This window comes from Streptomyces sp. NPDC029164 (assembly GCF_055563995.1).
Genome location: NZ_JBVHWW010000012.1, coordinates 20,795 through 41,011 on the forward strand (window position 1 = coordinate 20,795; position 20,217 = coordinate 41,011).

Annotated in this window: 23 protein-coding genes; 9 read left to right on the plus strand and 14 right to left on the minus strand. The window is 70.6% G+C overall.

Annotation, left to right across the window (positions count from 1 at the left end):
- Positions 1–1,488 precede the first annotated feature (1,488 nt).
- The 4 genes from ACZ4VT_RS13740 to ACZ4VT_RS13755 all read right to left on the minus strand — a co-directional run bounded on the left by ACZ4VT_RS13740 (position 1,489) and on the right by ACZ4VT_RS13755 (position 4,751).
- A complete protein-coding gene (locus tag ACZ4VT_RS13740; RefSeq protein ID WP_356811782.1) occupies positions 1,489–1,905 on the minus strand; it encodes a CBS domain-containing protein in 417 nt (138 codons plus the stop codon).
- Positions 1,906–2,026: 121 nt separating this feature from the next.
- Entirely contained in the window at positions 2,027–2,341 is a 315-nt protein-coding gene (locus tag ACZ4VT_RS13745) for an early set domain-containing protein (RefSeq protein WP_467949254.1), read from the minus strand.
- A gap of 447 nt (positions 2,342–2,788) precedes the next feature.
- Entirely contained in the window at positions 2,789–3,664 is an 876-nt protein-coding gene (locus ACZ4VT_RS13750; RefSeq protein WP_467949256.1) for a glycosyltransferase family 2 protein, read from the minus strand.
- Positions 3,665–4,184: 520 nt separating this feature from the next.
- Positions 4,185–4,751, minus strand: coding sequence for a hemerythrin domain-containing protein (locus tag ACZ4VT_RS13755; RefSeq protein WP_467949257.1), 567 nt, complete (start codon positions 4,749–4,751; stop codon positions 4,185–4,187).
- 620 nt (positions 4,752–5,371) lie between these two features.
- Between ACZ4VT_RS13755 and ACZ4VT_RS13760 the strand changes: the two genes are divergently transcribed.
- From ACZ4VT_RS13760 to ACZ4VT_RS13780, 5 genes are all read left to right on the plus strand, one after another.
- The gene (locus ACZ4VT_RS13760; RefSeq protein ID WP_467949259.1) at positions 5,372–5,830 is read left to right on the plus strand and encodes a hypothetical protein; all 459 of its coding nucleotides are present in this window, start codon (positions 5,372–5,374) and stop codon (positions 5,828–5,830) included.
- Between the two features lie 82 nt (positions 5,831–5,912).
- Positions 5,913–6,617, plus strand: a complete 705-nt coding sequence (locus ACZ4VT_RS13765; protein WP_467949260.1) for a DUF6766 family protein — start codon at positions 5,913–5,915, stop codon at positions 6,615–6,617.
- Positions 6,618–7,641: 1,024 nt separating this feature from the next.
- Positions 7,642–7,872: a DUF5133 domain-containing protein gene (locus ACZ4VT_RS13770; protein ID WP_467949262.1), complete on the plus strand. Its 231-nt coding sequence runs from the start codon at positions 7,642–7,644 to the stop codon at positions 7,870–7,872.
- 200 nt (positions 7,873–8,072) lie between these two features.
- Positions 8,073–8,288: a hypothetical protein gene (locus tag ACZ4VT_RS13775; RefSeq protein WP_125539589.1), complete on the plus strand. Its 216-nt coding sequence runs from the start codon at positions 8,073–8,075 to the stop codon at positions 8,286–8,288.
- A gap of 68 nt (positions 8,289–8,356) precedes the next feature.
- Positions 8,357–9,637, plus strand: a complete 1,281-nt coding sequence (locus ACZ4VT_RS13780; protein WP_467949264.1) for a preATP grasp domain-containing protein — start codon at positions 8,357–8,359, stop codon at positions 9,635–9,637.
- Positions 9,638–9,703: 66 nt separating this feature from the next.
- Here the strand turns inward: ACZ4VT_RS13780 and ACZ4VT_RS13785 are convergent, their stop codons facing one another.
- Positions 9,704–10,072 (minus strand): PRC-barrel domain-containing protein, encoded by a 369-nt coding sequence (locus ACZ4VT_RS13785; protein WP_467949266.1) that lies wholly within the window; start codon positions 10,070–10,072, stop codon positions 9,704–9,706.
- Between the two features lie 366 nt (positions 10,073–10,438).
- Here ACZ4VT_RS13785 and ACZ4VT_RS13790 point away from each other — a divergent pair, with 366 nt between their 5' ends.
- Complete coding sequence (locus tag ACZ4VT_RS13790; protein ID WP_467949267.1) at positions 10,439–10,879, plus strand: hypothetical protein; 441 nt, start codon at positions 10,439–10,441, stop codon at positions 10,877–10,879.
- Positions 10,880–10,976: 97 nt separating this feature from the next.
- Here the strand turns inward: ACZ4VT_RS13790 and ACZ4VT_RS13795 are convergent, their stop codons facing one another.
- Complete coding sequence (locus ACZ4VT_RS13795) at positions 10,977–11,555, minus strand: DUF2231 domain-containing protein (RefSeq protein ID WP_467949269.1); 579 nt, start codon at positions 11,553–11,555, stop codon at positions 10,977–10,979.
- A gap of 370 nt (positions 11,556–11,925) precedes the next feature.
- Positions 11,926–12,141, minus strand: coding sequence for a DUF6479 family protein (locus tag ACZ4VT_RS13800; protein ID WP_467949271.1), 216 nt, complete (start codon positions 12,139–12,141; stop codon positions 11,926–11,928).
- A gap of 214 nt (positions 12,142–12,355) precedes the next feature.
- Between ACZ4VT_RS13800 and ACZ4VT_RS13805 the strand changes: the two genes are divergently transcribed.
- Positions 12,356–12,829: a hemerythrin domain-containing protein gene (locus tag ACZ4VT_RS13805; RefSeq protein WP_467949273.1), complete on the plus strand. Its 474-nt coding sequence runs from the start codon at positions 12,356–12,358 to the stop codon at positions 12,827–12,829.
- A gap of 75 nt (positions 12,830–12,904) precedes the next feature.
- On the opposite strand, the gene ACZ4VT_RS13810 is transcribed toward ACZ4VT_RS13805, so the two are convergent.
- On the minus strand, positions 12,905–13,528 hold the full coding sequence (locus ACZ4VT_RS13810) for a flavodoxin family protein (RefSeq protein WP_467949275.1): 624 nt from the start codon (positions 13,526–13,528) through the stop codon (positions 12,905–12,907).
- 178 nt (positions 13,529–13,706) lie between these two features.
- On the minus strand, positions 13,707–14,855 hold the full coding sequence (locus ACZ4VT_RS13815; protein WP_467949276.1) for an FUSC family protein: 1,149 nt from the start codon (positions 14,853–14,855) through the stop codon (positions 13,707–13,709).
- A gap of 332 nt (positions 14,856–15,187) precedes the next feature.
- Between ACZ4VT_RS13815 and ACZ4VT_RS13820 the strand changes: the two genes are divergently transcribed.
- Both ACZ4VT_RS13820 and ACZ4VT_RS13825 read left to right on the plus strand, forming a co-directional pair.
- Complete coding sequence (locus ACZ4VT_RS13820) at positions 15,188–16,303, plus strand: glutamate--cysteine ligase (protein WP_467949278.1); 1,116 nt, start codon at positions 15,188–15,190, stop codon at positions 16,301–16,303.
- 116 nt (positions 16,304–16,419) lie between these two features.
- Positions 16,420–16,626, plus strand: coding sequence for a hypothetical protein (locus tag ACZ4VT_RS13825; RefSeq protein ID WP_467949280.1), 207 nt, complete (start codon positions 16,420–16,422; stop codon positions 16,624–16,626).
- A gap of 51 nt (positions 16,627–16,677) precedes the next feature.
- On the opposite strand, the gene ACZ4VT_RS13830 is transcribed toward ACZ4VT_RS13825, so the two are convergent.
- The 5 genes from ACZ4VT_RS13830 to ACZ4VT_RS13850 all read right to left on the minus strand — a co-directional run bounded on the left by ACZ4VT_RS13830 (position 16,678) and on the right by ACZ4VT_RS13850 (position 20,186).
- Positions 16,678–17,070, minus strand: a complete 393-nt coding sequence (locus ACZ4VT_RS13830; RefSeq protein WP_467949282.1) for a hypothetical protein — start codon at positions 17,068–17,070, stop codon at positions 16,678–16,680.
- 184 nt (positions 17,071–17,254) lie between these two features.
- A complete protein-coding gene (locus ACZ4VT_RS13835) occupies positions 17,255–17,509 on the minus strand; it encodes a hypothetical protein (RefSeq protein WP_467949283.1) in 255 nt (84 codons plus the stop codon).
- A gap of 207 nt (positions 17,510–17,716) precedes the next feature.
- Complete coding sequence (locus tag ACZ4VT_RS13840) at positions 17,717–19,306, minus strand: phytoene desaturase family protein (RefSeq protein ID WP_467949285.1); 1,590 nt, start codon at positions 19,304–19,306, stop codon at positions 17,717–17,719.
- The gene (locus tag ACZ4VT_RS13845) at positions 19,299–19,751 is read right to left on the minus strand and encodes an SRPBCC family protein (RefSeq protein ID WP_467949287.1); all 453 of its coding nucleotides are present in this window, start codon (positions 19,749–19,751) and stop codon (positions 19,299–19,301) included. Before ACZ4VT_RS13845 ends, ACZ4VT_RS13840 begins: the two co-directional genes overlap by 8 nt.
- A gap of 105 nt (positions 19,752–19,856) precedes the next feature.
- Positions 19,857–20,186 carry a plasmid stabilization protein gene (locus ACZ4VT_RS13850; protein ID WP_467949288.1) on the minus strand — a complete coding sequence of 110 codons (330 nt, stop codon included), beginning with the start codon at positions 20,184–20,186 and terminating at the stop codon, positions 19,857–19,859.
- Between the last annotated feature and the right edge of the window lie 31 nt (positions 20,187–20,217).

Genomic DNA, 20,217 nt, shown 5'->3' on the forward strand with positions numbered 1-20,217 from the left:
GCTCACGGGTGACAGTCGGGGGCCGCTCAGCGCGCCGGCCGGATAACCTGCTCCGTCCGCTCGGCGACTTCGCCCGCCGGACCGCAACACCTGCGACGGGGGCGGCGCGCTGCTTTCGACCCACGCACGCCGGAATCGGAGTTCTTCGTCGGTCATTTCCTCCTCCCCGGCGCCTCGGGTCAGTTCAGGTCCGCAGACTGCCGTGCAGCCGTCCGGCACGCGGATGATGGCCGCGACCAGGTCCGTCACCGGCGGTCTCCCAGGTCGGGATGGTCGAGCAGGCCGACGTCGCTTGGGCCCGGCCCTTCCTCCAGGTCGGCCACCTGCTTGAGGCTCTCCGTCCACTGACGCCACTTTCGGATCGGCCTGGAAAATGCGGACGGACTGGGCCGTGACGTTGCCCGCACAGAGAACGTTGAAGTACCGCCGGAGCGGCGCACCTACCCGGGCCGCCCCGCTCCGGCCACCGACGACGGGTGGAGGACGCTGTTCGGGGTGACCGCCGCCGCCACCGGACTTCTCGTCGCCGCGTTGCGAGGCGGACTTGCCCTGGGTCGAACTGCGGCTCGCCGTCTTGCGTTCGGGAGGCGTGCGTCTACCGGGCGGCGCGCACGTGGCACGACGTACGAGCAGAGGATGTGAACGGCCATCTGCGGGCCGGAGCCGACGTCGATATCACGGCGAAGGACTTCCGCACATGGCACGCGACGGTCCTGTCCGCCGTCGCCCTGGCCGTCTCCGAGGACATGGCCCATGCCTCGCGCCACCCGTCGCCGGAGCCCGGAGGCGCATGCGGTCCGCGAGGTGAGCCGATACCTCGGCAATACGCCCTGCCGATCACCTGGACGCCCGGGAGCCCGTAGACGCGATCGGTGCGTCGATGGGCTGCGGCACCTGCCTTCACGCCGCCGTCCGGCAGCCGGACCGCTTCTCCCGGCTGGTGCTGCTGCTCCCGGCGACCGCCTGGGCGAGCCGGGAGGGGTATGCCCGCGCGCACCGGGCCGCCGCCGACACCATCAGCGGCAAGGAGCCGAGCACTGGCTCGCTACCAGGGGGGTGCGCAGGGCTCGTGCGGCGGCTCGAGGTCAGCTGCCCTCTTCGCGCGGGCCATCCTCCTCAGCTCCAGGAGCCTCTGGAGGCGCCTTCTTTTCGCCGCTGCGAGTGCGGGAAGACCGGTCGGTGTCAGGGCGAACCGGATTCAGACCCGCGCGACGTGTCTGCTCCTTCTCTTGGCGGCTCTGGTCCGCTTCCGGACGCCGTCCATGTGCACGACCCATAAGGCTTCCTCCTCAGCCAGGAATACCTACACAGTCCCCCGAATGGCCGCGATGCGCATTCTTGGGGCCCGGCCGCTGTCACACCGAGGGCGGGGCGGGCGCGCACTCGCCGCGTTCAACTGTGTCGGCACAGTGGAAATCCTCCGTATGGACGGTACCGTCCGGTGCCCGACAGGACGGTACCTGGCCACGGTGCAGGCGGGCAGCCCTGTCAGTCGACGGAGAGGGCCTGGAGGAGGTCGCCGACCTGGGGGTCGGGCAGGGCCCGGGCGACGTCGGCCTGGGCGACGATCCCGACGAGTCGGTGGCCGTCGATGACGGGCAGGCGCCGTACCTGGTGGTCGGCCATCGTGCGCATGATCTCGGCGGCGTCGTCATCGGCTCCGATGGTGACCGCTTCGCCCTGGGCGAGTTCTCCGGCCTTGCACTGGGCGGGGTCCTTGCCGGCTCCGAGGACCTTCACGACGATGTCGCGGTCGGTGAGCATGCCCTTGAGCTTGTCGTCGGTGCCGCAGATCGGCAGCGCTCCGACTCCCATCTGCGTCATCTTCTTCGCGGCCTCAAGGACCGTTTCCTCGGCGCCGATGCACTCGGCACCTTCCGTCATGATCTCGCGAGCCGTGGTCATCCGGCCGCTCCTCTCGGTAGGCGTCGTCATGGCCGTGCCCTTGGGCCGGAACGGCGGGTGTGCGGGCACTGCCCGGGCCGCTGCCCGGGCGCCCGCGCACCTGCGTTCCACTCAGGTGTACTCAGGTGTGCAGGCGGCTGTTGGTGCCGTCGTGGCTGTCGGCGTGGTCCTCGTCGAACCAGTAGTCGCCAGCGGCCAGGTAGCGGAATGAGTGCACGCTCTTGCCGGGCAGGGCGACGGTGACCGCGCGGGTCCCGTCTTCGCGGGGCAGCAGGGTGTGCATACCGGGCTGCCACTCGTTGAAGTCACCGACCACGCTGACCGGGCCGGGGGGTGTATCGACGGGCAGGACGAAGGTGACCTGGGTGCGGTCCTTGAGCTGCTTGCGTTCCAGCACGGAGTCTCCCGGCGGCAGGGGCGGATCGTCGCGGACCATCCTCCATCCGGCGGCGCCCGGCGAGGGTCGGACACGCCAAGAGCAGTCACCTTCATGGTCCTGCACTGGGCCGAAGCGCGTACATGCTGCCCGTGCCCGTGCCCGTACCTTGCTCGTGCCAGCGCGGAGGCGGGCCCTCCGGTGCAATCCGCAGGCCCACAACGGTTTCTGCTTCACACGCTGCCTTCGCTCGTCGCTACCCCTAGCCGAAGGCCCTGCTCAACGGCGGGGCAGCGGTGCGGGAAATCTCGCGCGTAACGCCTCGAGGAGTGGGCCTGCCGGCCTGCCGGCCATGCTCCCGTGTCGCCGCCGCTGTCGGACACGGTGGCTGGACGGACAAGGCAATGTTGCCGTGATCCTCTTCGCTGCTCGAGACGAGTGGCGAGTCCTTCGGTGGAGCGCAGGCCTACCGCTACTGGCTCCGGGGACTCCCGAGGCGATCACCGTTCAAGCCCGCACTCCGTCCCCGTCCAGGAGGCGGGCCGCCGCCTCGACGGCCGGCGGCAGCGGACGGCGTGAGCGCAGCGCCGCCGGAAGCCGCCTGAGCATCCCCACCAGCGCCTGGCGGGCCTCCGGGTCGCGCGGGGCCTCAGCCGCGAGCCGGCGGGTGTGCTCCACAGCGACGCCCACCGGGCGGCGCAGCCACGCGGTGAGGGCGGCGTTGCGGCGCTGGACCGCAGGTCGGCCGGGCCGCACCCCACCGGTCGGCCGGTGCACGGCCACCACGTCCGGAAGGTGGCACACGCCCCACCCGTATGCGGTCAGGTCGTAGGCGAGCAGGGTCTCCTCGCCTCCGAGGAACAGGATCGGGTGATAGCCGCCGGCTTGGAGGTAGGCCTCCCGTCGGGCGACGGCGGCGCAGGCCAGGAACCCGAGCACCTGTGGGCCGGGCAGATCGACGGCGCGCCCGAGCGGGGAGGCGGCGAGCATGCCGTTCAGAGGATCGGGTTCGCCATCGGGACCCACGCGGACGCAGGCGGCGAGCAGTCCGAGGCGCGCGTGCCGGTCCAGCAGGTCCGCCGCGCGCGCCAGGGATCCCGCCTCCCACCAGGAATCGTCGTCGCTGAACGCCACGTACGGCGTACGCGCGTGGCGTACGCCCAGATTCCGGCCCGGAGCGCCGAGATTACGGCCGGGCGACAGCAAGGTGACCTCCGGCCGCAGCCGCGCGACGGCCTCTGGGGTCCCGTCTGTTGAGGCGTTGTCGACGACGATCAAAGGCGGCCGCTCGGGCAGCGCTGCCAGCCGGTCGAGCGTGTGCAGCAGCTGGTCGCGGCGGTTGTGGGTGATGACGACAACGCTGGTACGGGGATCGGGCGTCACGGCGGGGCCACCTCGAGTGGGGTTGACGGGATGCACGAGGCCCACGGGAGGCCTGTCGGATCGCATGAGGCCCCGTGGGATACGTGCGGAGAAGGCGGGTCAAGCTGGTCCGGCGCCCTCAGCCGCCCGGCGCGGTAGGGACCCCCCTCGGTGCCGATCGGTTCTCAAGGGCTTCTCGGCTTGCTCCTCAGGTGCGGCCTCGACACCGGCCGGGGACTCCCCGACGGGTGCCGGCCTGGTGGTAACCCTCGCGGGCGCTTGCCGTGCCCGGCACGACGTGCTCCCGCGCCTGACTCTCCGAACCCGAGTGAGCTCCCGGTTCCTCGCTGCTCCGGGCACGCTCGTACGTGGTCTGCCGCGCGGCGTCCGGTGGGTGCTTGGGCATCTCGGTGTCCTTCTGTCTCGATCACCCTCTTGGGGCGGCTGCCGCGACAGGCAGGCGAAACAGCGGTGAGCGCCGGGCCGGCGGCACCTGTCGCGCAGGAGCCGCCGGCCCGGCGAAGGGGGAGATGCCGACCTCTCAGGAAGGTTCTTTGCCTCGCCCGCTCATCGCGTCACGCAGGCGGTCGACGAGCCCGACCCCCGGGGCGAGAAGCTTGTTGGCGGGCGGCTTGTCCGGGGCGGACGGGTGAGGACGCGTGGGCGCCGTCTTCTTGGCCTGGCGCACCTTGTCGCCGAGCGTCTCCAGCATCTCCGCGGAACAGGCTTGCCGCAGGCGAGGAAACAGATTGTTCTCCTCGTCGTTCACGTGCCTGCGGATCTCCGTCATCAGCTTCGTGATGAGCTCGTCGAACCGGGGATGATCGGCGTCGCATCCCTCCAGTTCCTTCATGATGCGTTCCGCTGAGGCGTGATCCTCCAGTTCCCTGTCGGCCATCGTGTCGCCGTCCGGAACGTGCTCGCGCACGGCGGGATACAGATGCGCCTCTTCGGCTACCGAATGCCGGACGAGTTCCATCGTGACCTGGTCGGCGTACATCTTCCTGCGGGCGTCACCGGAGGGCATTTCCTCGATGTTCGCGAAAAGTTCCTCGACCTCCTCGTGGTCGGTCATCAATTCCGCGATCACATCACCGCCGTGTCCCATGGGGAGCGCCTTTCTTTGTGAGGTTGCCAGCCACCCAGTGAAGCGCGGGACGCGCACAGAACGTGGTTCCGCTCAACTCAGCGTGTCGCCCGCACGGCGCCGAAGGCGCTGTGACCTGCGCCGTTCGGACGTCCGCCGGGCGATGAAGTCTCCCTTTCCTCCCTTTCGCTATCCCTCTTACTCCCAATGGCCCCCCATGTCGGCAGACTCCTGTCTCCCCTTGCGCATTGCGGCGACGGCCCGCCGCGTGCTCGGCAGTCGGCCTTCGGCATCAGCGGCATGCGGGCGGCCGAGTGGCTGCGGGCCGCGATGGAGCGATGGCTGATGGCGCACGCCCACCCCGCCGCGCCGGTGCCAATCGGCGCCTCGGCGTCACCGCAGCGCTGAGGCGCCATAACGACATCGAGCCTCCCCCCCCATGCCGTAGCCGGAGCATGTGGCCGGTGCGCCGGCTCGGCGTGGAGTCGCAGAGTGCGTCGCCTGCGCGCCTGCGCGCCAGCCGCGCCTGCGCGCCTGCGCGGCTGGTCGGGTGGTCTGCGGGGGACGAAGGGGGTCGGTGGGTACTGGCGGGGCATACGTACGAGATGCCGCAGTGGTGGTGCCCCAAGGGGGGAAGTCGCGTGAACCTGATCCTGATGTCCGGAGCGGTTTCGCCGGGCAGACCGGCGCTGGAGCGTACAGTCGGCGCGCTCCTGTGCGCAGGCACGGTCGCCGTCCTCGTCGGCGGGTGCGGAGCACCCGCAGCCCGGGTGGACGGGGCACGGGCCGCCGGTGAACGGTTCGAGCGAGCTCTGGCATCCGGGGACCACGAGGCGGCCTGCCTGCTGCTGGCACCCGAGACGAGCGGGCAGCTGGAGCAGGACGAAGGAAAGGCGTGCCGAGAGGCGCTGGGTGCGGAGGAGCTGCCGGCGGCGGGGGCGGTCCGCACGACCGAGGTGTACGGGCGGCAGGCCATGCTGAGACTCGTCGGCGACACGCTGTTCCTGTCGCAGTTCAGCGGGGGATGGAAGGTCGTCGCGGCCGGCTGCACCCCGCAGGGGGAACAGCAGCCCTACCAGTGCGTGCTGAAGGGCGGCTGAGGATGCGCTTCCTCTTCGTGACCTGTCTCGTGGTGGTGGTGGGCGGGCTCGGCTACTTCATCGCGATCGGGGCGATGCAGCGATGAGTGACGACAAGCACGGGAAACCGCGACGGGGCGGGTTCTGGCGGGACAACAGCCTCACCCTGGCGTTCGGGATCGCGTTCCTGCTGGTCCTGCTCGGGCAGGCCGTCGCCGGGCACGCCGAGTTCAACGACCAGCTCACGGTCGACGGCCTCCAGCGGATCGGCCTGGGGGAGTACGTGACGACCTCCGACTTCGCGGTGGACGTCACCGAGAACTGGCAGTCGGAGTTCCTGCAGTTCTTCCTCTACATCTTCGGCACCGTGTGGCTGGTCCAGCGGGGCTCACCCGAGTCCAAGGAACTCCACAAGATCGGTACCGAGTCGGACGAGGAACAGCACCTGGGCGACCACGCCAGGAAGGACTCGCCTCGCTGGGCGGCCACGAAGGACTGGCGGCAGCGCCTGTACTCCCGCTCGCTGGGCGTCGTCATGGGGTGTCTGTTCATCGGGTCCTGGTTCGCGCAGTCGATCGCGGGCACGGCGGCGTACGACGAGCAGCGGCTGCGGCAGCTCCAGGCCCCCGTCGGCTGGGGCACGTACCTGACCCTGCCGGACTTCTGGAGCCGCACCCTGCAGAACTGGCAGTCCGAGCTCCTTGCGGTCGCCGCCATGGTCATCCTCTCCGTCTACCTCCGCCAGCGCGGCTCACCCGAATCCAAGCCCGTGGGCACCGCCCACACATCGACGGGCGTCGAGGGCTGACGCCTCAGGCGAGGTGAATGAACCAGTGCCTGCTGTAGTGCTCCGTAACCGCGTCAGCGCACTCAGGGCGCGGAGCGGTCGACACGGGAGAGCGTTCACACAACGAGCAACGAACACCAGGGTGGACGGGCGGCGATCAAGTGCCCGTTTTGGCCTGATCTGGCGGGGCGGGTGTGCGCCATGGACCAATCCAGAGCACCGGTACTCGAAGCGCTGGCCGCTGACCACGAAAGCGGCCAGGCCTCGAACCCATTCGTGCCCCTGGGACGCGGAGAGGGGCGTGGCACCCACCCCCGCGCGCGCGGCCCGCGCTCGGCGAAGCGTTGAGATCGCTGCCCCGATCATGAACCACATGGCCCTGACGGAGCTGCGGGACGCAACCGCGGTCGACGACTTCCTTTCCCGGCACACGCCCGCCCTCCTCCTCATCGACTCTGGCGGCCTGGATGAGCAGCCGGATGCGGTCCTGTCAGGCGTCCGTACCCGCCGGCCACGTGTACGCGCGGCATTGCTCCGCCCCGGAGCCCGACGGCGTCAGCCGTCTGTCGGATCCTCGCCGAACGGAGCCCAAGCCCGCAGTACGTCGCAGCGCTGGTGGCCGCCGGTGATGCTCGACCCGGAGTGGGTGAGTGCCCACCGCGAGGACTTCGATGTCTTCCACCTGCACTTCGGCTTCGACGCCCAGAGCCCGGCCCAGCTCTCCGCACTCGTGGACGCTCTTCGCCGGCACGGGAAACCTCTGGTCCATACGGTGCACGACCTCCGCAATCCCCATCAGCCGGACCCGGCCACCCACGATGCCGCCCTCGACGTGGTCATCCCCGCGGCCGACCACCTGATCACCCTGACTCCCGGCGCGGCCCAGAGCATCCGCACGGCGGGCTCCTGGGCCCGCGGGTGGCCTCATGGGCGTCGCGAGCATCGTGGGAGGTCGCCGGGCGAACCGGCTGTGGACGGGTTCAACGGTGAGCGGGAGGGTAGGCGACGGCCACGATCCGGATCCGCTGGCGAAAGGCAATCACCGATGTTGATGGCTCACCCGGCCGTGCTCCCCGGTCTCGTCGACCGCTACTGGGCGCTGTCCGTACTCGACGCCGCCGAAGGCGAGTCGCCCGTGCGCGGTGAGATCGAGGACGTCGCGCGAGCGCTCTGTGTGTCCACCGGCACGACGGACGTGCACGCCGCCCTCATTGCAGCCCGCCACCACCTGCCCGGCACGGGCACCCTCGACGACTCCGTGCTCGTCTCGGGCTGATCGATCAAGCAGTCGGAGGCGGGGCGGGATGCGTGTGGAGCGTGTGGTGCGTGCGGTTCGGGGGCACGCTGCAGCCTGCGGGCGGTTGGTAGGACGCGGACCGACCACGGCCGGTGCCGATGGCGGCAGTTGCCCCGCGAAGTTCACCCGTTCGGACGCGAAGGGGTGCCAACGCGCTCGGTGCGGCAGAGGCTGGGCCCATGGCCGCCAAGCTGATCATCTATCCCCCCGACCAGCAGGGCTGGCGCCGTGTCCGCTATGACGGCGTCGCCATCGGAGTGGCACACCGCCCAGCCGATGTCCGAGCCTTCCTCGCCGCTGCCGGGATGGAGAACGCCGAGGACGTCGACCTCACCGATCCCGACTTCGTGGAGTGGCGTGGGGCCGGCCCCGAGGCGTGGGAACCCTTTCCCTGACCTGCCTCCCCGTTCAGCGATCCCACGCCGACCGTGGACGGCCGTACGCCGACCAGAGGAGAAGAGCGGTGACTGAGACGGGCCCGATCGTCGTGTTCGCGAACTTCCTCTCCGACTTGGCGGTGGATCTCGACGAGGGTCAGATCCTGACCACGTGGGCCCAGCAGGCGCCGCGGAAGGCGTGGCTGCTTCGGCCGGGGGACGTGTTCGTCACTCCTGTGCCGCTGAGTCGGGAGTTCTTGCGGTACGTGTACGACCTGACGGGGGTGCCCCCGGACTCGGTGGCGGTCGTCGAGGTACCACCCGCCGGCGCCGTTCCCCTGGCCCGGGCGGTGCGCGAGGCGGGCCTCGTCGAGCACGTCCGGGCTCTCGCGGGGGACAGGGGCGCGGCGCTGCTGCCGACGGCGCTCGACGCGTCGGCGATCGCGTTCGCCCGGGACACCGGCATCGCGGTGCACCCGTACCCGACGGTCGAGGCCGCCGAGGTAGCGCTCCAGATGACCATGCTGCTCAACACGAAGACCGGCTTCCGTGAGACGGCCGGGCAACTGGGCATGCGGCTGCCCGCGGGGCGGATGTGCCGGCGCCCGGAGACCGAAGGCGTGGCCCGCGAGCTCCTGCGGGACCACGAGCGTGTCGTGGTGAAGCCCGACCGTTCGGCGGGAGGGCACGGAATGCGCTTCGTGTCCCGCGATGATCTGAGGGGCGAGGCGAGCCTGCTGCTCGATACGGTCGGCGGGCCCGAGGGCCTGTGGGTGGTGGAGGAGTGCCTCGAGGTGGCGGAGTCGGTCAGTATCCAGATGGAGGTAGCGGCCTCCGGGGCACACGCGCTCTTCAGCGGTGCGATGCGCACCGTTGAGGGATCCTTCACGGGATACGCCTCTCCCCTGCCGCCGTCCTGCGCGCACGTGGCCGGCGAACTGGAGGAGTGGGGGACGGCCCTCGGCCGGCACCTCGCCGACCGCGGCTACGGCGGGCCCTTCGGGCTCGACGGGCTGGTCGACTCGGACGGCCTCGTGTACGCGAGTGAGAGCAACATCCGTCGTACGGCCACCACCACCCCCCACGCCATGGTCACCCGGCTGACAGAGGGAAAAGCCGAATCCGACCCGGCCTGGTCGGTGTCGAAGGGTTGGACGCGGAGCCCCATGGACTTCGAAACGGCTCTCTTCCGGCTGCGCGCATCCCGCCTCGCGTTCGACCCGGAGCGCGGCGAGGGCGTGGTTCTCTACGCGGACGCGCCGCCCGACGGCCGTTCCTGGCGGTACGCGGTGATCGCCGGGAACGCCGGCGACGTGGACGAGCAGGAAGCCGCGTTGGCCGAGGTCTTCGGATTCGAGGGCGGGTGACTCCTACGACGCCGGTCCCGACACCCTCCTGGGTGTCGGGACCGGCGTCGTCGTGCGGGAATGCGATCAGGCGGGTCGGCCGCCGAAGGGGGCGCCGGTGCCGTAGTACGTGCCCAGCTCCTCCCGGTAGCCGGCGTCGCCGAGGTGCTTGTCCCGGTGGAACTCGGGAGCGTTTTTGATCTGTTCCTTGGTACGGCTGACGAAGACCTTCTGGTCCTCCGTGTCGATCCTGACGACGGTGCCGGCCGGCAGGAGCACCTCCTTGCCGAAGATCCACACGCCGGTGTCCACGACCAGGTAGGCGTCACCGACCTCGTCGGAGTGCTTGTCGACCTTGCCGATGCTGCCGTCGGTCGCCTCGACCTTGTAGCCGGTCAGATCGGTACCGGCCAGGTGGCCCGCGGTCGGCTGGTAGCTCCACACATGCTCAGTCACGCGAAAAACAACTCCTCCGGTCAACGGGAGACGGCGGAATAGCGAACTCTCCACCGAACCTCCCTGTTCCGTACGTCGTGTTCGGCGGTTGTGCTGCGTTCCGCCTGGACTTCGCCTTCCCCGCCTTTTGCGACTTCACGCACCCGGATCGAAATACGGGACCGGGGCGGCCGTCGGGCACACGACATGCATTCGATTCCTATGTGTTTCTTATCCTGATGGCTGGACAAGAGATTCTGCCTGCATTCTGCGACGACGCGACGGCGCGACGGAGCGGTGTCGGGGCCGATGCATCTGGGGAGACGTTTTACGCCGCTTGGCCCCATCCCCCAACCGATGAAGCGTCCTACGGGCAGAACATCTTCCATGGACAGCAACCACGAGATGGATCCGGCACACCAGGTTCCTGACGGTGTCGACGAGAAGACGGTGCGCGCTCTGGGCGCGCTTTCGAAGGCGCTGGAAACCACGGAGCGGGCCCGCGGTCACCTCTACGGGTTCCATCAGCTGACCGGGACCGCGGACTTCGAGCTCGGCGACGCGGCCCGGCTCTTGCGCGAGGCAGGGCACGAGGAGCAGGCCGATCGGGTGGAGCGTGAGATCGTGGGCCGCAATGTCATCCCGGGCCACTGGACGTTCCAGATCGTCGAGGCCTACAACTCCACCTACTACCAGCCCTTCGCCGCAGTGGAACGGGACGTCGTCGACGAGGTGGCCGGCGGGCGGGGTCACCTCCTGGAGGCCCGCCTCAAAACGATTCGCCGCACCCACCACCACCCCGACCACACCGCAACGCCCCCCGCCTGAAAGAAGGCCGCGTCGGCGGGGCGCGGGTGAGTCCTCCGGAACTCAGCTGACGACCGGGCCTCATCAGACGGGATGGAGCGGGAGCGCAGAAGCTCCCTCATGCCGCGGCGTGCGCTCCGACTGCCTGCCGGTAGGCCACGTGCCCGCCCAGCGCACCGCTGACGGCTACCGCAGCCATCCCGCCCAGTGCCCACAGCCGGCCCTTCGCCGAGCGGCCGCGGAGCCGAGCGGCCAGTGACGCGGTGTAGCAGGCCACCGCACAGACGTTGGAGGCCGCGTGGACCAGGCCGACCCGGGCCTGCTCGGGCGGCAGGTCCGCCCAGTCCGCCCAGCCGGCCACCGCGGCTGGTGCGACACCGGCCAGTCCGACGGCGGTCAGGATGGTCGCCGAGTGGTGTGTCCCGGGCACGAAGTCGAGTACCGAGGCCGACAGCCAGCATCCGATGGGTACCTGCACGAGCACGGGGTGCGCGGGGTGGCCCAGCGGCCTGCCGCGCAGCAGATCGCGCATGCCGCCCAGGGGGAGCGAGCGGATCCCCCGCTGCAGCGCCTTGATGGCCGGATCGGCCACCGTTGTCCGTTCGAGCCGGGCCAGGGTCTTCAGCCAGCACGCCGAGGCAGTGTCGAGCACCGCGGTCGGCCCGGCCGTGGGTGAGGTGTCGATGCGTGAGTTCATACACGACGCCTACCCGCTGCCCTGCCGTCGTCCCGTCCTGGCCTCGACTGCACCCGAACGACAGGCCCGCCAAATGGGGGAGCCGCGCTCTCCATCACCGTCCCGATCCGGCGGGTTTCCGGCCCTGCCGGTGGCTGTGCTCGCCGGGAAGCGGCAGATCGCACTCCGATGAACGACCGACCCCGACCCGCTCCCGGCGCTCCCGCCTCCGAGACGAACGCACTCGCGACGAAATCGGCCGGACCGTCGAGGCTCCGGCCGCCGGCCGACTTCAAGGCACAAACCAAGGAGGCCGCCGCGCAGGTGGGGGACGGCGCGGCCCGTGCCGGCCAGTTCGCGGCGGACAAGCCCCCCGATCGGGCGCCGTGGCCTAATCCTTCTGGTCGCGCGCATGCTCGTCCGGGGTCTGCCAGGAGTCCTCGCGGCGCTGGGCGACGGGGTTCTGCGCGGCCGGAGGTGCCTCCCGGCGCCTGCGTCTGCTCCCGTACCAGAATGCACCGATCAGGAGGACGACGAGGACCACTCCGGCGAACATGAGGAAGAGCGAGGCCTGGCCTTCGGCCGCGAGTGTTTCGATAGCGGTCATGCGCGGCCCCTACCCGCGATTCACGGACCTACCAGACGCCGAACGGGTTTATGTCGAAGGGTGTGCATGCGCGGCGTACCCAAGCGGACGGCGTAGGCGTGTCGCCCATCCTGGCCAATCCCGTGTTTCGGACGAGCACTCGGAGGGTGGGCCGGGTACACGGGCGTGGGGTGGCGGTCGCGTCGCCCGGCAATTGCGAAGTCTGGAGGCTGTGGTGGACGGGATCGTGCTGCTCAAGGAAGACCACAAGACGGTCGAGAGGCTTTTCAAGCAGTTCGAGAAGGCCGGCGAAGATGCCCACGCGGAGAAGCGGAAGATTGCCGACCAGGTGATCGACGAGCTGACCACGCACACCTGGATCGAGGAGAAGATCTTCTATCCGGCTGCCCGGGAGGCGGCGCCCGACACCAAGGACCACGTCCTGGAGAGCATCGAGGAGCACCACGTCGTGCTGTGGATGCTGTCCGAGCTGAAGGACCTGGACGCGGCCGATGAGCGGTTCGACGCCAAGATGAGCGTGCTGATGGAGAACGTCCGTCACCACGTCGAGGAGGAGGAGAAGGAGTGGTTCCCCGATGTCCGCAAGGCCATGGGGCGCAACCGCCTGACTGAGCTCGGCGAACAGATGGAGGCGGCGAAGAAGAAGGCTCCGGGCGAGCCCCTTGCCGTCCCGAGCGCCAAGCACTGACCGGGGGTTTTCCCCCTTCTCCCGACTGTCGCTCGCCGCCCACCCATAAGCCCGCGGGTGGGCGGCGCGCGACGGTCAACTCGCCGGATAGGGCGCTGCCTTGAGGTGTCGAGCGAGGTGGGCGGTGTTGGCTGCCAAGGTGGCCGTGGTGGCGGCGGTCTTCTCGGGGGTCTTGTCGAGGTCCTGGTAGTCGGTGCCCTGCATGGCTTCACCGACCCAGTAGGTGACGGCGTTCGGTGCGAGGGAGAAGCCCACGTCGTTGAGGCCCTGGAGGAGGTCGGCGCTGACCTTGTGGGCGCCGTCCTCGTTTCCGACGACGCAGACCGCGGCGACCTTGCCGTAGGTGAGCATGCGGCCCTCGTCGTCGCTCTCGCCGAGCTCCGCGTCCAGGCGCTCCAGGACCCGCTGGGCAATGCTGGACGGGTGGCCGAGCCAGATGGGCGTCGAGAGGATCAGGATGTCGCATCCCAGGATGGTGTCCCGGATCTCCGGCCAGGCGTCTCCGTCGCCCATGTCGGTCTTCACACCGGGCTTCACGTCGTGGTCGGCGATCCGAATCGTCTTGCCCGTCACGCCGTGCTCGGCGAGGGCGGCCATCGTCTGCTCGGCCAGCAAGTGGGAGCTGGACGGAGCGGGCGAGGACGAGAGGGTGCAGACGAGCGCGACAGCACGGAGCGGAGTGTGAGTGTTGAGGTCCATGATGTCCGGCTACCCGCACACCCCGCTTTGATGTCGTAGGCGACCCCGTTCATCTGCTTTGGCTCATTCAGTCAGAGGTCGCCCTCGGCCACTGATCGAGCCCGCCTGGCGTCTCTCCCGTCCCGTCTACCCCACCCCTACGCACACACCACGCCGGGCCATGCGGAATCGCGGAACCTCACGTACTGGCGACGCTCTGCCAGCCCGACCGGAGATCGGCCAGGAGGCGGCCGGCATCCGTGAGGAGCGTGCCCTGCAAGGCGTGTACGGCCGGGGAGGCGTCCGGGGTGGTCCGTTCCTGCCGCTGGACCCGCTCGAGTTCTGCGGCTGCTTCGTCGATCTCCGCGTGGAGGAGGTCCGGGTCGGTGGGGGACGCCTGGCCGATCTCCTCCATCGCGGTGGCCACGGCGCGCAGGACAGCGCTGAAACGGGGCCGGAAAGGGGCGGGGAGATTCCCGAGTTCCCCACTGTCCAGGGCGTAGTCCAGGGTTCGGGTCATGGAGCGCAGGTGGTCCATGCCGCGTTCGGCGACGGTGATCGCTTCCCGGGCGCGGGGGAGGGCCTCGTCGGAGCCGCCGGTGGGCCGGCGGGGGTTCATGCGGCCGTTTTCGATCTCGGTGTCGATGGCGCGGCGGATGCGCTCGCATTCGGCGGACAGCCCGTGCCAGTCGCGTCGCCACTGGCGCAGGTGGTCCCGGGCGGGCTCGCTTGCTTCGAGGGTGTCGGCGAGGTCGGTGAGGCGCTGGGCCATGGTGGTGTAGAGCTCGCTGACGGCTTGCTTCCGATGGTGGGTGTGCCGGGCGGGAGCGAGAACGAGATGGGCGGTGAGGCCGCAGAGCGCGCCGATGCCCACGGCCGCGATCAGGTGGCCGATGTAGTCGATCTGCCCCTGGCCGGAGGAGAACGCGAAGAAGCCGACGACGGCGACCTGGGCGCCCTGCTGCCCGAAGCGCCGGACTTTGCCGACGCAGAGGGCGGCCAGGGTGAGTATGCCGAACGTCCACCCGTGGATGCCGGCCAACGCCGCCAGGGAGGCGGCGAGCGTGGCCCCCGCTGCCATGGCCAGCACGTACTGGAGGCAGTCGCGCACCGAGCGGTACACGGTGGCCTGTAGTGCCACCAGAGCGGTGAACGGCGCGAACGTCGAAACCGACGGTGGCAGCAGGTAGCGCGCCAGGACCCACGCCGCCATTGCCGCCATCACGGTCTTGGCGCCGAGCAGGACCTCGTCCCGTTCGCTCCCGGCTCCTCGCGCCGCGCGCCGTAGATAGTCGGCCCGCTCCGTCAGCGCCGACCAGATCCTTCGCACCGTTGCCTCTTCGGACAAGCTCGACCACCTCCGGTGCGCGCCTGCCCCGCCGATTGCGCTCGACGCTCCGACCCACGTGAGACCGGGCCTTCAGGGAGCCGCGAAGCGCCGATGAGCGCTCGGCCGCGGAGCCGGTCGAGGCGAACCGGGCGAACGCCCGCATGGCGTCATTCGGCGCGTCTGCTCGCCTGCAGCCGTTGCACGGGACATCGGGACCCCGAGGAGCGGCTCTGCCCGGAACCTTCTGGCGCTGGAGGCCTCCCATGGGGAGAACGCGCAGGGCGGCGGCATGGGCGGGGCGGGGCAGGGCAGGTGCGGGGCATCTGACGGTTTGATGCACAGGCGGCGACATGCGAAGCGTAGGTGTGGAAGAAGAGCTGCTGCTCGTGGACGCGGACAGTGGCGCCCCGCTCGCTGTGTCGGGGGCGGTGCTGGCGGCTGCGGAGCGCTCGGCCTGGCGGCGCCCCGGCACGAGCGGTCGAGGGGACCACGAGTTCGAGAAGGAACTGCAGAAGGAGCAGCTGGAGTTCGCCACGAAACCCGTCACCGAGATGGGTGAGCTCCAGGAGGAGATCGTGCGCATCCGCCGCGAGGCGGCTCGCCATGCGGCGACTGCCGGAGCCGTGGTGGCGGCGGTCGCGACATCCCCGCTGCCCGTCAAGCCGTCGTTGAACGTCGGACGACGCTACCGCTGGCTGGGCGAGCAGTTCGGACTGACCGCGCAGGAGCAGCTGACCTGCGGGTGCCACGTCCACGTGTCGGTCGCGTCGGACGAGGAGGGCGTCGCGGTCCTGGACCGCATCAGGCCCTGGATGGCCGTCCTGACGGCGATGAGCGCGAACTCGCCCTTCTGGCAGGGCGAGGACAGCGGCTACGGAAGCTACCGCAGCCGGGTGTGGAACCGGTGGCCGTCCGCCGGCCCGGTCGACATCTTCGGCTCCGCCGACCGCTACCACGAGCAGGTCCGCGCGATGATCGACACCGGAGTGCTGCGCGACAAGGGCATGATCTATTTCGACGCCCGCCTGTCGGCCACCTACCCCACCGTTGAGGTCCGGGTCGCCGACGTCTGCCTGGACCCCTCCACTCCGGTTCTGCTCGCCGCCCTCATCCGCGGCCTGGTCGAGACGGCGTCCCGTGCCTGGCAGGACGGACGGCCTCCGGCCAGGATCGGTACGAGTCTGCTGCGCCTGGCCTCCTGGCGGGCCGGCCGGTCCGGCCTGGACGGACCCCTGCTACACCCCGGAACCATGCGGGAGACGTCTGCGGAGGACGCAGTCGAGGCCCTGTACCGGCACGTGCGCGAGGCGTTGAAGGACCAGGGCGATGACGAGCGGGTCCGGGAGGGCATCGCGCACCTGCACGAACGGGGGAACGGCGCCCGCACGCAGCGCCGGTTGCACGCGGACGGGCAGGAACTCGCATCCGTCGTCACTCGCTGTGCGGAGATGACGGTCGAGCCCTGAGGCGCTGCGGCGGCTCGGGCAGGTCCCCTGGCGGCGGCCGATGTGATGTGAGTGCCGAACTGGGCAGACGCGGGGCGTACCGATGTGAAGGTGAAGAGCGATGAACGGAGTGCGCGATGACCAAGGCCAGGAAGCACGACCCGGCGCCCACCCCTCCGTCGCAGGCCCCCGGCGAGAGCGGCGACCCGGAGGCCCGCGAGGAGGCGGAGGAAGCGGTGCTTGCCGGCACGCACGCAGGCGAGGCCGGCGACGCCTTGACTCCGAGCAGCGATGCGCAGCGTCGGGCCGCTGAGAACGCGAAGACCGCCGACCGGGACGTCTGACCGGGGCCGTAGTACGGGCGGGCCGAAGCGGCTGCGCGAACGGCCCGGCAGTCAGCCGGCGCTGCGCGTTCCGGGCGGATCCTGCGGGTCGACGCCGGTGGAGGCGGATGCGTCCTTGGTACCGCTGGGGCGTTGCGAGCGGCCCTTGGGGCCCGTGTCGTGCATGCCCTCCTCGTCGCTGCCCGCCTTGCTCCGGTCCTCGCCGCGATCGCTCATGCTCTTCACGGGCCGGCCGTGCGGGTTTCCGGCTTCCTCCTTGGAGACCTTGCGGCCGGGGCCCTTGGCGGGGGCGTGCTGCTCTGGGTGGAAGGAGCGATGGGCGCTCGGATTGTCCTGCTGACGGGTCTCGTCGACGTCGGGCGACCAACCGTGCTGCTCGGTTCCCTTGTGCGGGCTCGGGCCTTCGCCGTGCCGGGGTTGGGATGACTTCGGCTGCTTAGCCATCATGTGGCTACCTGCCTTCCGGATAGAGGGACCCCCCTCCCTCCGCGCTGTGCGGAGCACCCCGAGCTGATGGTTCCAGCCAACAGGCGCCGGCCACTGGTGCCTGCGTCCTGGGCTACCCCATCCAGCGTAGGCGCATCCGGCGATCGGCGTATGGGGGCCGACGCACTGCGGGCCCGCCCCACTACGGGCCCGACCGCCCCCGCACCCGCCTGGACGTGCAGTCGCGGGCCAGCCCGGCGGCCGCCGCGTCGGAGAGTGGCACGCCCGCCCAGTCGCGGACGGCGAGGGCGAGGACGTTGGCGGCCTCGTCGAAGAGCACCACGCGGTCCTGCAGCCGATCGGCCATCGCTTCGCGCCACCGCCGGGTGACGTGCTCGCCCAGCGCGGCGACTCCGGCGCCGTCCTTGAGGAGGGCGATGAACATCGCCTTGCGCACCCGGTGCACGTCTCCGTCGAGGGTGTGGACGGCACCCTGACCGAAGAGGGGTCCAGGACCGGGTCGGGCAGGGCCGCGGTGCGTACGACGTGCTTCTCGTCGTAGAAGAAGGCGACCGCGTCCGGGCCGCGCAGGGCGATCGCGGGCCGACCCATCAGGCGGGTCCGGACCGTGCCGTCGAGGCTGCGGCGTAGGTGGCCGTATGCCTCAAACGCGCTGGGCGCGGTGGAGGAGGCCGTGGAGGCCGTGCGCGCGCAGGGCGGCCCGTGCGGCGTTCGCACCGGGTGCTCCGTGGACGCCGCCGCCGGGGTGGGCGGCCGCGGAGGCGAGGTAGAGGCCCTTGACGGGGGTCTCGGGCCGGCCGGTGCCGGGAGTGGGACGGAAGATGGCCTGCTGGTGCAGGGCGGCGGTGCCGTTGTTGATGGCGCCGTTGTGGAGGTTCTCGTTCATGGCCTGGAGGGTGGTGGGGGCCAGGATCCGGCGGGCGCCGATCAGGGCGCGGAAGCCGGGTGCGAACCGTTCCACCTGTGCTTCGACGCGGTCGGCCATAGCCTCCTGTTCGCGGGCGTCCCAGCGCCCGGTGATGTGGTCGGGGCCGGCGTCGGAGGTGATGTGCTGCGGGAGGTGGGTGTAGGCCCACGCCGATTCCGTGCCGGCCGGTGAGCGGCTGGGGTCCGCGGTGGTCATCTGGCCGAAGAGGGCGAACGGCTCGTCGGGGACCTGTCCCATGGCGATCTGTGCGGCGAACCGGGTCAGGCCGTCGACGCCGTCGGCCAGGTGGACCGTCCCCGCCCCGGTGGCCTGCGGCGCCGTCCACGGCACCGGGCCGGTCAGCGCCCAGTCGATCTTGAACGTCGCGAAGTCCCACTGGAAGCGTTCAAGGTCCCGCAGAAGGCGGGAGGGCAGATGCTCCTCGCCCACGAGGTCCCGGTACAGGGCCAGGGCCGACGTGTCGGCGAGCACGGCCCGCCGCGCGCCGACGGTCTCCCCGCCCGCGGTCCTGACCCCGACCGCCGTGCCCCCGCGTACGACGACGGACGCGACACGCTCCCCGCAGCGCAGGACACCTCCACGGCGCCGCAGGCGACTCACGAGCGCCGCGGTCAGGGCGCCGGCCCCGCCGACGGGGACCGGGAAGCCGTGGCTCTGTCCGAGCATCGACATCAGCCAGCCGAAGCCACCGCTGCCCGCGGCCTCCGGAGCAAGATCGGCGTGCAGGGCGTTGCCGGCCAGCAGGAGCCGTCCGCCCTCGCCCCGGAACGCCTCCTCGCCCAGGCGGCGTACCGGAAGGGCCAGCTTCCGGGCCAGCCGCAGACCCCCTGCGGCGCGAAGTTTCGCGGCCAGCCGGAGCCCGGAGCGGACTGGGGGGAAGGGCGTGAACAGGGCCTGCACGAGGTCCGGCCCCACCCGGGTCCACGTCCGGTACAAGTTCTCCCAGGCGTCGGCGTCGGCAGCCTCAAAGCCGGCCAGTCCGGCGCAGGTGTCCTGTACCCGTCGCTCCAGCACCGCGCACCTGCCGTCCAGCAGTGGGTGGGCGAGTACGGAGGGGGCGCGGCTCCACCTCAGGCCCTCCGCGGCCAGGTCGAGACCCGCGAGGACCGGGGAGGCGGCGGCGAGCGGGTAGAAGGCGCTGAAGACGTCCGAGACGAATTCCGGGTGCACGCCGCGGTCACTGCGTACGGCTCCTCCGGGCTCCTCCTGCGCCTCCAGGACCTCCACGCTCCACCCGGCGTCGAGCAGCACGTTCGCGGCCACCAGTCCGTTGGGGCCGGCGCCGATCACCACCGCGTCAGGCACGGAGCACCTCGTCGGGCTGCTGCTCCACGACCCTGGCCAGACGGGCCAGCATGCCCCGGTGCCGGAACTGGAGGGCCGCTTCGCTCACGGAGTTGTGCAGGGAGCCACCCAGGCCGCGCAGGGGGTGCTCGTCGCAGATGACAAGGGTGTCGTCGCCCCACGGCCGGAGCTGGAGGAAGATCCTCGCTGTGCCGAGGGCCTTGAACGAGGCCTCCAGCTCCAGCTCCTTGCCGAGTTCCCTGTGGCGTACCGTCGTCACCCCTTCGGCCGACCAGGGGCCCGCCCGCACGGTGTAGCGGAGCCGGGATCCGACCTCTGGCCAGAGCTGATCGAGCGGTGTGGACTCGGACGGGCCCACCACCCACTCCCCGTACAGGGTCGGGTCGGCGAGGACGGCCCATACGCTTCGAGGGGGGCGCCGGATGAGCTGATGACGGACGGCCACAGGGAATCCTCCTGCTTCCGGAGAGGTAGGTGTATGGCACACCGCGCGGTAGGACAGCGAACGGAAGGGGTCGGGCCGGCCCCGGCCCGAGGGCGCGTCACACGGTCAGCGGCCGAGGGCGTTCTTGAGCTGCTGCTTGGTCATCGTGGAACGGCCCTCGATGCCGCGCTTCTTCGCCTCCTGGTAGAGGTCGTCCCTGGTGCGTTCGGAGGAGCTGCCACCGCCACGGGACTTCTCGCCGCCGCGCTGCGAGGCGGACTTGCCCTGGGTGGAACTGCGGCTCGCCGTTTTGCTCTCTCCCGACTGGGCGCGTTCCTTGTTCACCGTTCGGGAGGCCATCTCCTTCGCGCGGCCTTCCGACATACCGCGCTTTTCGCCCGACTCCTTGATGTGTTCGTACTGACGCTCGCGCTTGGGGCTGGAACCTCGGGGCATGACGGAACCCTTCATCGACGGTGTGTGTCAC

What these genes read in the sequence shown, in the direction of transcription:
- ACZ4VT_RS13790 (WP_467949267.1), top strand. Translation starts at nt 10,439, where the DNA reads ATGGACAGCAACCACGAGATGGATCCGGCACACCAGGTTCCTGACGGT.
- ACZ4VT_RS13810 (WP_467949275.1), bottom strand. Translation starts at nt 13,528, where the DNA reads ATGGACCTCAACACTCACACTCCGCTCCGTGCTGTCGCGCTCGTCTGC.
- ACZ4VT_RS13740 (WP_356811782.1), bottom strand. Translation starts at nt 1,905, where the DNA reads ATGACCACGGCTCGCGAGATCATGACGGAAGGTGCCGAGTGCATCGGC.
- ACZ4VT_RS13755 (WP_467949257.1), bottom strand. Translation starts at nt 4,751, where the DNA reads ATGGGACACGGCGGTGATGTGATCGCGGAATTGATGACCGACCACGAG.
- ACZ4VT_RS13765 (WP_467949260.1), top strand. Translation starts at nt 5,913, where the DNA reads ATGAGTGACGACAAGCACGGGAAACCGCGACGGGGCGGGTTCTGGCGG.
- ACZ4VT_RS13775 (WP_125539589.1), top strand. Translation starts at nt 8,073, where the DNA reads ATGGCCGCCAAGCTGATCATCTATCCCCCCGACCAGCAGGGCTGGCGC.
- ACZ4VT_RS13825 (WP_467949280.1), top strand. Translation starts at nt 16,420, where the DNA reads ATGACCAAGGCCAGGAAGCACGACCCGGCGCCCACCCCTCCGTCGCAG.
- ACZ4VT_RS13770 (WP_467949262.1), top strand. Translation starts at nt 7,642, where the DNA reads ATGTTGATGGCTCACCCGGCCGTGCTCCCCGGTCTCGTCGACCGCTAC.
- ACZ4VT_RS13820 (WP_467949278.1), top strand. Translation starts at nt 15,188, where the DNA reads ATGCGAAGCGTAGGTGTGGAAGAAGAGCTGCTGCTCGTGGACGCGGAC.
- ACZ4VT_RS13745 (WP_467949254.1), bottom strand. Translation starts at nt 2,341, where the DNA reads ATGGTCCGCGACGATCCGCCCCTGCCGCCGGGAGACTCCGTGCTGGAA.
- ACZ4VT_RS13800 (WP_467949271.1), bottom strand. Translation starts at nt 12,141, where the DNA reads ATGACCGCTATCGAAACACTCGCGGCCGAAGGCCAGGCCTCGCTCTTC.
- ACZ4VT_RS13830 (WP_467949282.1), bottom strand. Translation starts at nt 17,070, where the DNA reads ATGGCTAAGCAGCCGAAGTCATCCCAACCCCGGCACGGCGAAGGCCCG.
- ACZ4VT_RS13795 (WP_467949269.1), bottom strand. Translation starts at nt 11,555, where the DNA reads ATGAACTCACGCATCGACACCTCACCCACGGCCGGGCCGACCGCGGTG.
- ACZ4VT_RS13850 (WP_467949288.1), bottom strand. Translation starts at nt 20,186, where the DNA reads ATGCCCCGAGGTTCCAGCCCCAAGCGCGAGCGTCAGTACGAACACATC.